This is a genomic window from Streptomyces griseoluteus, assembly GCF_004784465.1.
Taxonomy (GTDB): domain Bacteria; phylum Actinomycetota; class Actinomycetes; order Streptomycetales; family Streptomycetaceae; genus Streptomyces; species Streptomyces griseoluteus.
Genome location: NZ_SRRU01000004.1, coordinates 398,167 through 410,032, shown reverse-complemented (window position 1 = coordinate 410,032; position 11,866 = coordinate 398,167). Strand labels below are relative to the sequence as shown.

Genomic DNA, 11,866 nt, shown 5'->3' with positions numbered 1-11,866 from the left:
GATGAGTAGGTCTAGGCCCCGGAGCCGGTGTTGGCGCACCGACCGGGGCCGATCTATTGCCGCGAACCTAGGGCGGCTTTACTCTCCAGCGCAAGCCGATCACAGAAAGTCACACTTTCGAGGTAAGTGGCTTCAACTCACCTGCGCACTTGGTTGGTTGGGTTGGTTTTCACCCAGCCCGGAAACCCATGGAAGAGCTCGAAGCCCGAGGCTCAAGCCTCGGGCCGACCTGCGGCGATGAGCACGCGGCCGCTGTGTCCGCGTCAGCTGCCCGTCGACGCCGAGCCGATGTCACAGAGGCCGGATGGGCGTGGCCGACGCCACCCGCAGCAGCCCGAGTTCACCGTCTCGCCCGACGACGAGCTCCGCGCGGAAGGGAAGATTGGTGAGACGGAGCGGACAGCTCACCGACTCCGCCGGTGGGCACGCGTCCGGCAGCAGCATGCTTACGTTCTCGATGTGCAGGGCGGTCGCACCCGGTCCCGTCATCGCCTGCGCGATGCTCCCGCCGGCGGCGATGGCACCGGCACCGGAGGCGTCCGTGGCAGGCCCGGGCCGACGGTCGAACAAGGCACTCATGCATCAATCATGACCGCCCGCAGGACCCGTCGTCAGGCGTACCGCGGGAGTTGGGCATCCGTGCCCGGCACCGGCACGCCTAGCGCACCTGTCGGATGCCGAGCGGGGTGCCGATCTCCTCGGCCATGACCCGTCCGGCCTCCATCTCCAGCGCCTCGTCGCCCAGGTCCTGGTCGGTGTCGAGACCGTCCAGCTCCTCCAGCGGCTGGTTGAGGCGGACGTGGATGAGGACGGACTGCAGGGCGCGCAGCACGGCTGAGGCGGTGGGGCCCCAGTTGGAGAAGTAGGAGAACTGCCACCACCACAGCGCCTCGGCGGTGCGGCCGGCCCGGTAGTGGACCATCCCGTGGCGCAGGTCGGTGATGACGTCCGCGAGGTCGTCGGAGATCCGGGCGGCGACCGGCGCGGTGCGGGGCGCGTACGGGTCGAAGACCTCGGAGTAGACGTCGACCGGGTCCAGCAGGCGGGCCAGGTTCTCGCGCAGGCCGTCCGCGTCCGGCTCGGGGCCGGGGTCGGGCTCGTAGCGCTCGTCGGGGAGGAAGTCCTCGTGCGCGCCGAGACGGCCGCCGGCCAGCAGGAGCTGCGAGACCTCCAGCAGCAGGAACGGCACGGTGGAACCGGGCTCGTCGCCCTTGGCGACCTCGGTGACGGCGACCAGGAAGCTCTCGATCTGGTCGGCGATCTGGACGGCGAAGTCGTCCGGGCTCTGCGACGTGGCGTGCAGCGTGGCGTCAGACATCTAGCAGTCGTCTCCCCTCGAAGGCGCGACCGAGGGTGACCTCGTCCGCGTATTCCAGGTCCCCACCGACCGGGAGGCCGCTGGCCAGGCGGGTGACCTTCAGACCCATGGGCTTGATCATGCGGGCGAGGTACGTCGCCGTGGCCTCGCCTTCGAGATTGGGATCGGTGGCGAGGATCAGCTCCGTGACGGTGCCGTCGGCCAGGCGGGCCAGGAGTTCCCTGATCCGCAGATCGTCCGGGCCGACGCCCTCGATGGGGCTGATCGCGCCGCCCAGGACGTGGTACTTGCCCCGGAACTCACGGGTGCGCTCGATGGCCACCACGTCCTTGGGCTCCTCGACCACGCAGATGACCGAAGGGTCGCGACGCGGGTCGCGGCAGATGTTGCACAGCTCTTCCTGCGCCACGTTTCCGCAGGTCGCGCAGAAGCGGACCTTGGCCTTGACCTCCATGAGGGCGTGCGCGAGCCGTTTGACGTCCGTCGGCTCGGCCTGGAGGACGTGGAAGGCGATCCGCTGCGCGCTCTTGGGACCGACGCCGGGGAGCCGCCCCAGCTCGTCGATGAGGTCCTGGACCACGCCTTCGTACAACGGACTGCCTTTCCTTCAAGACCTTGCGGTACGTACGGTAGTTGCCTCGGCCTCAGAAAGGCAGACCGGGGATGCCGCCGCCGCCGAGTCCCTCGGCCAGCGGGCCGAGCTTCTGCTGCTGGAGGGCCTGCGCGTTCTCGTTCGCCGCCTGTACGGCCGCGACGACGAGGTCCGCGAGGGTCTCGGTGTCCTCCGGGTCGACGGCCTTGGGGTCGATCTTCAGCGCGCGCAGGTCGCCGGAGCCGGTCACGGTCGCCTTGACCAGACCGCCGCCCGCCTGGCCCTCGACCTCCGTGTTGGCCAGCTCCTCCTGGGCCCGCTGGAGGTCCGCCTGCATCTTCTGGGCCTGCTGGAGCAACTGCTGCATGTTCGGCTGGCCGCCACCGGGAATCACGGGGGTGTCTCCTGTCTGTCTTCGCCGCTTCGCTGCTGGGCACGAGCCTACGTGGTCCGGGCGGCCCTCGCGCTGTCACTCTTTCGGGTGACAGCACCTCGGCCCCCTACCTGATCAAACCCCTCTTCCGGGCGTACCACCCCGCGAACGCCGCTCCCCGCCACCCGTTGGGCGGTAGGAAGGACACTTCGCGCCGCCACTGGGTGTGACGGCCGCGCGATCGGTGTTCGTGTTCAGTAGGGAGTACCGGGTGGGTCAGCCGGAGCAGCAACCCGAGCGTCCGCCGCAGGAGCGCCGCGACGGGCCCGCGGGTACTCCGCTTCCGGCGGACCGGGGATCTGCGGATCCGGAGGTGAGCGGACCTCTGGCCGGGGATCTCGTGGGGCGGGCGCTGCCGCTCGGGGACTGGGGGGAGCCCGCGGAGCGGCTGGGTGAGCTGTTCCGGTGGGTGGAGGCGGGGGCGCTGCGGACGGCGGAGTGGTATCTCGCGGACCGGATGTGGCGGCGGCGGGCCGCGCGGGGGTTGCGGGGCGGTACGGCCGCGGGGGTGGTGGTCGGGGCGGGGTTGCCGTTGCTGGACGCGACCGGGACGGTCGCGGGGTGTGCGCCCTGGGGGTACCTGGCGCTGCTGCTGGGGGCCGCGTGTGCCGGGGTGGACCGGTGCTTCGGGCTGACCTCGGGGTGGATGCGGGACCTGGCCACCGCCCAGGCGGTCCAGCGGCGGTTGCAGGCGCTCCAGTTCGACTGGGCGTCGGAGAGTGCGCGTGAGGTGCTGGGTCCCGCGGAGGGCACGGCGGGGGAGGCGGCGGAACGTTGCCTCGGGATTCTGCGGCGCTTCTCGGAGGACGTGACGGAGCTGGTCCGTACGGAGACGTCCGACTGGATGCGGGAGTTCCGGGGCGGCCGTCCCCCGGTCTGCCTTCCGCCCCCTCCGTCCCGGCCCGCGGACCCCACCCCTGTCTCCCGCTACCTCTCCCCACCGCCGGGCACCCGCCCCAACATGCCCCGCCAGAGACCCCCGGACCCCCGCTGACGGCTCCGCCGGGGTGGGCGGAATCGCCGTCTTCGGGCGCGGGTGAGGGGTCAGTCGTGGCCGCTCCGGCTATAGGTCACGGCTCGCGTGCCGGGCTGTCCCGTCCGCTTCAGGTGGTCGTCCGGGGTGAGGGTGAGGGTGGTGGGGGTGGCGGGGGCGCAGGAGGAGAGGGGGGCGCCGGAGGTGACCGTGGCGGCGGAGAGACGGAGCGTGCCGTCGGCGTCCGGCTTCCGTAGCAGGGATACGGTGAAGACGCAGTGATGGTCGGCCCCGTCGTCGACCAGGGTGAGTACGCGCTCGCCGACCCGCCCCTGGATCACGGTGAGCCGATGCGTACCGGCCCCGTCGACGCGCGCTTCCCACCTGCCGAGGTAGCCCTCCGGAACGACCCCTTCAGCGGGGGCCGGCACCACGGTCGCCGTGTCCGACACCCCGCCACCCCGTAACAACGTGAAGAGCGTCCCCCCGGCCCCGAGGGCGACGGTCAGCGCGACCACGACGAGCAACCACGTCGACCGCCGGTCCCGTACCTCCCCGTCCACCTCCGGATGCCCGTACGCACCGACCGCCCACCCCCGCCCATCGCCCACAGCGACATGCTCCGGCCCCTCACCGAAGCCCCCCGTACCCGACGACGAAAGTGGCATGGGTGGTGACCCCGCCCAAGAACCCGCACCCGCCGACGGCGAATCCGCCCCACCGGGGCCACCCGCACCCGACGACGAAGGCTGTACGGGTGGTGCGGGTGGGAATCCGGACCCGGCCGGAGGCCGGGTGCCCTCCCCCGAACCCGAACCCGTACCCGCCCCGAACACCCAGTCCCAGTCCTCCCCCGGTCCCAACTCCCGCATCCCGCAACCGCCTTCCCCCGAAGCGCGCCGACGGCCCGAGGATAGTGCGGGCATACGGGACCGCACCGCACCCCGCGAAAAGCACCTCCACTCACGACAACCTGTCGCACATCCAGCCCCCGCCCACAACAGTCCGCCGATGTCGCGACGCCGCCCCCACCCCCTACCCTCACCCGCATGACGCCTCAGCCGAACCCGGAGCAGACCCCCACCCCCGACCCCGAGACCGGTGCCGCCGTGAAGGCCGCCGACCGGGCGCACGTGTTCCACTCCTGGTCCGCGCAGGACCTGATCGACCCGCTGGCCGTCGCGGGCGCGGAGGGCTCGTACTTCTGGGACTACGACGGCAAGCGGTACCTGGACTTCACCAGCGGCCTGGTGTTCACGAACATCGGCTACCAGCACCCGGAGGTCGTCGCCGCGATCCAGGAGCAGGCGGCGAGGATGACGACGTTCGCGCCGGCCTTCGCCGTGGAGGCCCGGTCGGAGGCGGCGCGGCTGATCGCGGAGCGTACGCCGGGCGACCTGGACAAGATCTTCTTCACCAACGCCGGCGCGGACGCCGTCGAGCACGCGACCCGCATGGCCCGCCTGCACACCGGCCGCCCCAAGGTGCTGTCGGCGTACCGGTCGTACCACGGCGGCACCCAGCAGGCGGTGAACCTCACGGGCGACCCGCGCCGCTGGCCGTCGGACAACGGCAGCGCGGGCGTGGTGCACTTCTGGGCGCCCTTCCTGTACCGGTCCCGTTTCTACGCGGAGACGGAGGAGCAGGAGTGCGCCCGCGCGCTGGAGCACCTGGAGACGACGATCGCCTTCGAGGGGCCCGGCACGATCGCGGCGGTCGTCCTGGAGACGATTCCGGGTACGGCCGGAATCATGGTGCCCCCGCCGGGCTACCTCGCCGGAGTCCGGGAGATCTGCGACCGCCACGGCATCGTCTTCATCCTGGACGAGGTGATGGCCGGGTTCGGGCGGACCGGTGAGTGGTTCGCGGCGGACCTCTCGGGGGTCGTCCCCGACCTGATGACCTTCGCCAAGGGCGTGAACTCGGGGTACGTGCCCCTGGGCGGCGTCGCCATCTCCGGCGCCATCGCGGAGACCTTCGCCAAGCGTCCCTACCCCGGCGGTCTGACGTACTCCGGCCACCCCCTGGCGTGCGGGGCGGCCGTCGCCACGATCAACGTCATGGCCCGCGAGGGCATCGTGGAGAACGCCAGGCACCTCGGCGAGACGGTCCTCGCCCCCGCCCTCGCCACCCTCGCCGAACGGCACCCCAGCGTGGGCGAGGTCCGCGGTACGGGCATGTTCTGGGCCCTGGAACTGGTCAAGGACCGCGAGACCCGCGAGCCCCTGGTCCCCTACAACGCGGCGGGCGAGGCCAACGCCCCCATGGCCGCCTTCGCCGCCACCGCCAAGAAGAACGGTCTCTGGCCCTTCGTCAACATGAACCGCACCCACGTGGTCCCGCCCTGCAACATCACCGAGCCGGAGCTGAAGGAGGGCCTGGCGGCCCTGGACGCCGCGCTGGCCGTGGCGGACGAATACACCACGTCCGGCTGACCTGGCGAGTCCGGCGGAGCGCACCCGCGCCTCCGCCGGACCGCGCCTCTCAGCGGGCGGCCGCCTCAGCTCGCCCAGCGGCTCAGCGCTTCGTCCAGGCCATGCGCGTCCGGCGTGTCCGTGGCCCACACCACCACCCCGTCCGGGCGGATCAGGGCGCCCGCGACCCCGGTGCCGTCGTCCCGGATCACCCGCGCCCGGCCGTGCGCGCGCCCGCCGAACACCGCCCCCGGCGTGCGGTCCAGGAGCAGGAAGCCGCCCCCGTGGGCGTGGTCGGCCAGCCGAGTGCCGTTGCTCAGGGGCACGTCGGGGACGTAGCGGCCCGTCCATGGGTGAGAGCCCGGCAAGGGGAGCCGCTGCGTCACGCCCGCGATCTGCTTCACCGCGTACGTCGTGCCGTCGCGCGTCGCCAGCAGGTCCGCCAGCACCCCCCGCAGCACACCCGACTTGGGGTCGCCCCGCAGGATGCCGATCTGGGCCCGCGTCCAGTCCAGGACCCAGGCGCCGACGGGGCGGCGTTCCGCGTCGTACGTGTCCAGCAGGGCTTCCGGGGAGCGGCCGCTCACCACGGCCGCCAGCTTCCAGCCCAGGTTCACCGCGTCCCCCACCCCCAGGTTCAGCCCCTGCCCCCCGAACGGCGGGTGGACATGGGCCGCGTCGCCGGCCAGGAACACGCGGCCGGCACGGTACGTGGACGCCTGGCGGGTGTTGTCCGTCCAGCGGGTCGGAGCCGCGCGGAAGGCCGTCAGCGTGACGTCCGTACCCGAGACCCGGCGAAGGCTGGACTGGACGTCCGCCAGGGTGACCGGGGCCGAACGGTCGGCCGGACCCCCGTCGAACTCGACGGTGGCGACGCGGCCGGGCTGGGGGCCGTAGCGGTAGACGCCTCGGGGGGACCAGGACCAACCGGCGGTGAGCTTCCCGGGGTCGGCGATGTCCACGACCGCCTGGTAACCGGTGATCTCGGGGTTCGTGCCGGGGAACGGGATACCCGCGAGGCGCCGGACGGTGCTGTGGCCGCCGTCGCAGCCGACGAGCCAGCCGGCACGCAGCGAGCCGGAGGCGGTGCCGACGACCACCCCCTGGCCGGTGTCCTCCAGCGAGGTCACCTCCACCCCGCGCCGGACCACCACCCCGAGCCGCTCGGCGTGCCCGGCGAGCACCTCCTCCAGCCGGGGCTGGGGAATCATCCGCGCCCCCTCCACAGCGGTGTGCGCGGCCAGCTCGGGGTCGGCCCAGTCCACCAGGCCGGGACCGAGGGACATCCCCGCGAAGTGCCCGGTGAAGCGGAAGCCGGGGGCGCCCAGCGTCTCCCGCTGAATCCGCTCCAGGGCAGGCAGCAGTCCGCGCCGGTCCAGTGCCTCGGCCGTCGGCACGTTGATCGACTGCGCTCTCATGGCGGGGTCGGCCGAGTCGCGCCGTTCGAGCACCCGCACCGATACCCCGGCGAGCGCCAGCTCGGCAGCGAGGGCGAGCCCGACAGGCCCGGCACCGACCACGATCACATCCACATTCGTCTTCACGAACACCGTTCTAGAAACGAACAGCGTTCGTGTCAAGTTATAGTTGTCCCGTGAACGCGAAAGAGCGCCGCACCGCCCGCCACCGGCCCGCGCCCGCCGAGGAGACCCGGCCCCGCCGCCGGAGGGACCCGATCACCGTGGACCAGGTGGTCGAGACCGCGCTGGGGATCATCGCCACGGAGGGGTACGACGCCCTGACCATGCGCAGGCTGTCGGCCGCCCTGGACACGGGTCCGGCCTCGCTCTACGCCCACGTGGTCAACAAGGCCGACCTGGATGAGCTGCTCATCGGCCGCCTCTGTGCCCGCCTCACCCTCCCGGACCCCGACCCCGCCACGTGGCGGGACCAACTGCGAGGGGTCTGCGAGGCCCTGCGGGACCAGTACCTGCAGTACCCCGGCATCTCCCGGGCCGCCCTGGCCATGGCCCCCACCGACCTGGAAGCCCTCCGCGTCAGCGAGGGCATGCTCGCGATCCTCCTCGCCGCCGGCATCGCCCCCCAGCGCGCGGCCTGGACCATCGACGCCCTGCTCCTCTACGTGGCCGCCCACTGCCTGGAACTCTCGGTGGCCCACCGCAGGGCGGAGGACGGCGACGAGGTCTGGCCCGCGGACAGGACCGACCTCCTCCACCGCCTCACCACCCTCCCGGCGGCGGCCTTCCCCCACACCACCCGCCACGCGGCCGAACTGACCGCGGGCACCCCCCACGACCGCTTCGACTTCACGGTGCGCCTGATGATCAATGGCCTCGCCTGAAGCGACCCGCACATCATCCCCCCGCACATAAAGGGCACCGGGGCTGATGCCCGGCAGGGGTGAACGCGTAAGGTGACGTGCTCGTAAGGGGTTGTGGCAATAGGCACGGACGTACGAGTGCGGCCCCATTCGTGTGAGGAGACTCCGGGACGATGCCCGGCTACGGCGCTGTGACGCGCAGTACCTTGCGGCAGCAGATCGCCGACGCGCTGCGCGACGAGGTGCTGGCCGGGCGGCTGCTGCCGGGGCGGGCGTTCACCGTGAAGGAGATAGCGGACCTGTACGGGGTCTCCGCGACGCCGGTACGGGAGGCCCTGGTCGACCTGTCGGCGCAGGCCCTGCTGGAGGCCGACCACCACCGGGGCTTCCGCGTCCCCGAGTACTCCCTCGCCGACTACCGGGGCATGATCGAGGCCCGCTCCCTGGTCACCGAGAGCATGTTCCGCGTACTCGCCCAGGGCCACCCCGCCTTCGCGGACCCGAAGAACCCCGACACCGCGGCCGCGCTCGCGACGGTACGGCGACGCGGCGAGGAGGCCCAGCGGGCGAACGCGGCCGGCGATCTCACCGTCCTCATCGGCTACGACCTCCGCTTCTGGCGCGAGCTGAGCGTGCTGTTCGGCAACCCCTACCTCGCGGAGTTCCTGCACCGCCTGCGCGTCCGCTCCTGGGTCTGCGCGGTCCAGCACCTCCGCCGCCTCCCCGAGGTCCGCGGCCGCATGTGGGCCGGCCACATAGACCTGGTCGACGCCCTGTCGGCCCACGACCCCGAGGCCGCCCGAGCGATCGTGGCGGCGGCCAACGCCCACGCCCTGAAGATGGTCGAGGAACTCGCCGGGGGCTAGGCGGAAGAAGGTAGCAACAGTGGCGCTCAAAATCCTCGGAGACAAGCCGGAATACCTGGAGACCGAGATCGAGATGCAGCAGTATCTCGACTCGATTTTCCTCAGGGGTTCTCACCCTGAATCCTTTGTGAATGTCGACTTCCAGGTCGTGCAGGACACATCGGTCGACCGGGTCGCTCACCATGCGCTGTCGGTTCCGGACAACGTACTCTCGATCGGGATCGATCACTCCACAGAATATGGGGGTATTCTCTGGTATTGCGACGGAGGGCTGGTGGACCGAGTGACGAAGTCCGCCGGTGCTGATGTTGCGACAAACGCCTGGGTTTCGCTAAACGAGAATCCTCCGGAAACAGATCCACGGATTCTCGCCGATCCTTCGTGTCCCAGTTTTTTCGACAGGGTCAGCGCACTGCCGCTCATCACCGTCCGCTCCACAATCGAAGAATACTTCTGCGAAGGAAACGGATTTCGGCCAAAGTTGATTCAGTGGGCGAAGGGGCATTTTACGGGAGAGCTTTACACAGAAGCGGAAGGAGCGGAACAGCACTGATGATCAAGCCGTCGAGGAACTCTCCGGGGGCTGGGTGTTGCGGGCCAAGACGTTGATGTCGGCGGTCACTTGCTACTGATCAAGGGCTAGGGTCATCGACCGCGAATTCCTCACATCGGATGATCAAGGGTCCCAGACGAATGTCGCGCAGTCCGCGCACTCCTCAAGGTACCGATGGCGACACTCGACGGTGTGCCGGAGGAAGGTGATCGCTTGCTGTCTGCGGCGGACCTCACTTTCGAGCGCAGCGATCTTCGCGCGCACGACCTCCTGCGCTGCGGACTTCTTCGGGGACATCGCTGCGGTGACCTCTGGCAATGAGAGCCCGACTTGTCGCAGTTTCAGCACGGTTCGTGCCTGCTCCAGGACGTCGTGGTCGTAGAGGCGGTAACCGTTCGCGTCGCGGTGCACCGTGAGTGCTCCGACGTGCTCCCAGTGCCGTAGGACATGGGCCTCGATTCCAAGCTGCGCAGCCGCCTCGCCGATCGTTATCGCCATTCCGCCCTTGCCTTGATGTCGACCTGAACCTTTAGCTTCCCCAGCATGCCTGACATTTCTCCCACCCCGCCTACTCCTGCTTGTTCCCGATCGGTCCTGGTCACCGGCGCGACGGGCAACCTCGGCCGTGAGCTCCTCGCCTGGCTGCATGCCCGCGCAGCAGCTGTGCGGTGCCTCGATCGTCGCCGTGTTGGCCCGCGACCCGGCATCGAGTCGGTGCGCGGTGACCTGACCGACGCCGACTCCGTCCGTGCGGCGCTCGACGACATCGACACCGTCTTCCTCATATGGCCGCTGCTCGACACCGCCCCCGCCGAGCCTCTGATCGCAGAACTCGCCGCAGCAGCACCGCGCGTCGTCTACCTCTCCTCGACTGCCATCGATGACGCCTCATTTCGCCAAAGCGACCCGATTGTGCAGGTACACGCGGACATGGAACGTCGGCTCCGGGATGCTGGCCTGCATCTCACCGTGCTGCGCAGCGACACGCTGGCGTCCAACACCCAGGGCTGGGCGGCACAGCTGCGTGCAGGCGACGTGGTCAGAGGTCCGGACATAGCGCGCACAGCAGTCGTGGACGAGGGTGATGTGGCGGCCGCAGCCGCGGAGGTGCTCCTTCGACGCCAGGACGATTCGGATCCCACCCCCTACCTGCTGACCGGGCCCGAGCCGCTCAGCAGGGCCGACCAGGTCGGAATCCTCGGCGCCGCCCTCGGACGAAAGTTGCGTTTCGAGCCGGTCCCCATGGATATCGCGCGCGCACGAATGCTCGCGGACGGCCGTCCCGAACAGCTGGTTGATGCCCTCATCACGGCGTCAATGCGGCGGCCCGAATCACGTCTTGTCACCGATGATGTCGAGCGCCTAACTGGTAGGCCGGCCCGCCCCTTTGCGCAGTGGGCCATCGACCACAGCACCAAGTTCGGCCCGCGGCCATGACCACACACATCAGTCAGTCTCTAACCGGTGTGATGACCGCCGAAGATCGCTTCCCCGACATCCACTACAACTACCACCGGCCTCACGGCACCGCTGGCGGCCGGCCACCAGCGTCGCGGCTCCAAAGCGGTGGCACCAACGTGGTGGCCTCCTACAGCTAGACGCTAGCCGGAGTTCCGCACCGTGCCCAGGTCCAGGGTGTCCGCCGGCGCCGGGGGTCTGACGGCCAGGGGCTTGTCGAAGCCGGTGAACACGGTGGTGGTGCGGATGTGGGGACCCTTGTAGTCGAACTTCAGCAGGTACGGCGTGCCCTCGGCCGCGACGTAGAAGGTGTACGTGCCCGGCTCACGTGCGAACGGCGACTCCCCGCCCTTGTCCCGCACCTCCACCGGAATCACCGGCCGCCCGTCCAGCTCGGCCCGCGCCCCTTTGGCGGGCCTGCCGAACGACGTGAACGGCCAGGTGCAGTCCTTCAGACCGTCCGCGTCCCGCGCCGCACCGACCGGACTCTTCAGCCACGGCTTCTCCCGCATGGCGGGGACCGTCCCGCGCCCCCACATCTCGAAGTACATGGCATTGCCGTGGATGTAGTCCGTGCCGCCCGTCCGGATCTGCTCCAGCTCGGCCCCCGAGCGAAAGCGTGCCTTGTACACGCACCTGCCCTTGAGGTCCGTGGTCTCGTGACCGGAGTAGACCGTGCCGCCCCCGGTCGCGGCCGTCTCCGTGGTGATCGTGACCGAGCCCAGCGCCTTCATGGCCCGGTCGGCCGAGTCGAGCAACTGCCCGGCCGAACGCGGGTCCGCGGCCGCATGGCTCTCCCCGCAGCCGGTGGCCGCACAGCCCAGCAACAGCGCCAACGCGACAGCGCCCAGTCTTCTCCGCATCATCCCCCCGCGTTCGAGCGGGTCAGGCTAGCGCCTCACCGTGCGTCACAGCCGCGCACTCACCCGATTCACACCGTCGCGCGGTCACCGGTCCGGGAATCCGTGCCGCCGGGCA

General features: G+C 70.4%; 14 protein-coding genes and 1 pseudogene. 7 read left to right on the top strand and 8 right to left on the bottom strand.

The features are described 5' to 3' along the window. Positions 1–291: 291 nt before the first annotated feature. The 4 genes from E5082_RS13830 to E5082_RS13815 all read right to left on the bottom strand — a co-directional run bounded on the left by E5082_RS13830 (position 292) and on the right by E5082_RS13815 (position 2,304). Positions 292–579 (bottom strand): hypothetical protein, encoded by a 288-nt coding sequence (locus E5082_RS13830; RefSeq protein ID WP_229918824.1) that lies wholly within the window; start codon positions 577–579, stop codon positions 292–294. Positions 580–658: 79 nt separating this feature from the next. Next, positions 659–1,318 carry a DUF5063 domain-containing protein gene (locus E5082_RS13825; RefSeq protein WP_135791533.1) on the bottom strand — a complete coding sequence of 220 codons (660 nt, stop codon included), beginning with the start codon at positions 1,316–1,318 and terminating at the stop codon, positions 659–661. Further along, positions 1,311–1,910, bottom strand: coding sequence for a recombination mediator RecR (recR, locus tag E5082_RS13820; protein ID WP_135791532.1), 600 nt, complete (start codon positions 1,908–1,910; stop codon positions 1,311–1,313). The genes E5082_RS13825 and recR overlap by 8 nt, the downstream gene beginning before the upstream one ends. 52 nt (positions 1,911–1,962) lie before the next feature. Beyond that, complete coding sequence (locus E5082_RS13815; RefSeq protein ID WP_130338152.1) at positions 1,963–2,304, bottom strand: YbaB/EbfC family nucleoid-associated protein; 342 nt, start codon at positions 2,302–2,304, stop codon at positions 1,963–1,965. 250 nt (positions 2,305–2,554) lie between these two features. Between E5082_RS13815 and E5082_RS13810 the strand changes: the two genes are divergently transcribed. Then, on the top strand, positions 2,555–3,337 hold the full coding sequence (locus tag E5082_RS13810; RefSeq protein WP_135791531.1) for an SLATT domain-containing protein: 783 nt from the start codon (positions 2,555–2,557) through the stop codon (positions 3,335–3,337). Between the two features lie 50 nt (positions 3,338–3,387). On the opposite strand, the gene E5082_RS13805 is transcribed toward E5082_RS13810, so the two are convergent. After that, complete coding sequence (locus E5082_RS13805) at positions 3,388–3,927, bottom strand: hypothetical protein (protein ID WP_135791530.1); 540 nt, start codon at positions 3,925–3,927, stop codon at positions 3,388–3,390. A gap of 438 nt (positions 3,928–4,365) precedes the next feature. Here E5082_RS13805 and E5082_RS13800 point away from each other — a divergent pair, with 438 nt between their 5' ends. Beyond that, positions 4,366–5,751 (top strand): aspartate aminotransferase family protein, encoded by a 1,386-nt coding sequence (locus tag E5082_RS13800; RefSeq protein WP_135791529.1) that lies wholly within the window; start codon positions 4,366–4,368, stop codon positions 5,749–5,751. A gap of 65 nt (positions 5,752–5,816) precedes the next feature. Here the strand turns inward: E5082_RS13800 and E5082_RS13795 are convergent, their stop codons facing one another. Further along, positions 5,817–7,280, bottom strand: a complete 1,464-nt coding sequence (locus E5082_RS13795; protein WP_229918843.1) for an FAD-dependent monooxygenase — start codon at positions 7,278–7,280, stop codon at positions 5,817–5,819. Between the two features lie 44 nt (positions 7,281–7,324). On the opposite strand from E5082_RS13795, the gene E5082_RS13790 reads away from it, so the two are divergent. From E5082_RS13790 to E5082_RS13780, 3 genes are all read left to right on the top strand, one after another. Further along, positions 7,325–8,032, top strand: a complete 708-nt coding sequence (locus tag E5082_RS13790; protein ID WP_229918823.1) for a TetR/AcrR family transcriptional regulator — start codon at positions 7,325–7,327, stop codon at positions 8,030–8,032. Positions 8,033–8,184: 152 nt separating this feature from the next. Beyond that, the gene (locus E5082_RS13785; RefSeq protein ID WP_135791528.1) at positions 8,185–8,877 is read left to right on the top strand and encodes a GntR family transcriptional regulator; all 693 of its coding nucleotides are present in this window, start codon (positions 8,185–8,187) and stop codon (positions 8,875–8,877) included. A gap of 19 nt (positions 8,878–8,896) precedes the next feature. Then, the gene (locus E5082_RS13780) at positions 8,897–9,430 is read left to right on the top strand and encodes an Imm1 family immunity protein (RefSeq protein WP_135791527.1); all 534 of its coding nucleotides are present in this window, start codon (positions 8,897–8,899) and stop codon (positions 9,428–9,430) included. A 123-nt stretch (positions 9,431–9,553) separates the two neighbouring features. Here the strand turns inward: E5082_RS13780 and E5082_RS13775 are convergent, their stop codons facing one another. Then, positions 9,554–9,928 (bottom strand): MerR family transcriptional regulator, encoded by a 375-nt coding sequence (locus E5082_RS13775; RefSeq protein ID WP_135791526.1) that lies wholly within the window; start codon positions 9,926–9,928, stop codon positions 9,554–9,556. Between the two features lie 45 nt (positions 9,929–9,973). On the opposite strand from E5082_RS13775, the gene E5082_RS13770 reads away from it, so the two are divergent. Next, entirely contained in the window at positions 9,974–10,867 is an 894-nt protein-coding gene (locus E5082_RS13770) for an NAD(P)H-binding protein (protein ID WP_135791525.1), read from the top strand. A gap of 56 nt (positions 10,868–10,923) precedes the next feature. Continuing rightward, a pseudogene (locus E5082_RS13765) lies at positions 10,924–11,028 on the top strand (IS481 family transposase); the annotation flags it as partial. A 3-nt stretch (positions 11,029–11,031) separates the two neighbouring features. Here the strand turns inward: E5082_RS13765 and E5082_RS13760 are convergent. Then, on the bottom strand, positions 11,032–11,754 hold the full coding sequence (locus E5082_RS13760) for a hypothetical protein (RefSeq protein ID WP_135791524.1): 723 nt from the start codon (positions 11,752–11,754) through the stop codon (positions 11,032–11,034). Positions 11,755–11,866: the final 112 nt, after the last annotated feature.

What these genes read in the sequence shown, in the direction of transcription:
- E5082_RS13830 (WP_229918824.1), bottom strand. Translation starts at nt 579, where the DNA reads ATGAGTGCCTTGTTCGACCGTCGGCCCGGGCCTGCCACGGACGCCTCC.
- E5082_RS13800 (WP_135791529.1), top strand. Translation starts at nt 4,366, where the DNA reads ATGACGCCTCAGCCGAACCCGGAGCAGACCCCCACCCCCGACCCCGAG.
- E5082_RS13770 (WP_135791525.1), top strand. Translation starts at nt 9,974, where the DNA reads ATGCCTGACATTTCTCCCACCCCGCCTACTCCTGCTTGTTCCCGATCG.
- E5082_RS13760 (WP_135791524.1), bottom strand. Translation starts at nt 11,754, where the DNA reads ATGATGCGGAGAAGACTGGGCGCTGTCGCGTTGGCGCTGTTGCTGGGC.
- E5082_RS13825 (WP_135791533.1), bottom strand. Translation starts at nt 1,318, where the DNA reads ATGTCTGACGCCACGCTGCACGCCACGTCGCAGAGCCCGGACGACTTC.
- E5082_RS13785 (WP_135791528.1), top strand. Translation starts at nt 8,185, where the DNA reads ATGCCCGGCTACGGCGCTGTGACGCGCAGTACCTTGCGGCAGCAGATC.
- E5082_RS13775 (WP_135791526.1), bottom strand. Translation starts at nt 9,928, where the DNA reads ATGGCGATAACGATCGGCGAGGCGGCTGCGCAGCTTGGAATCGAGGCC.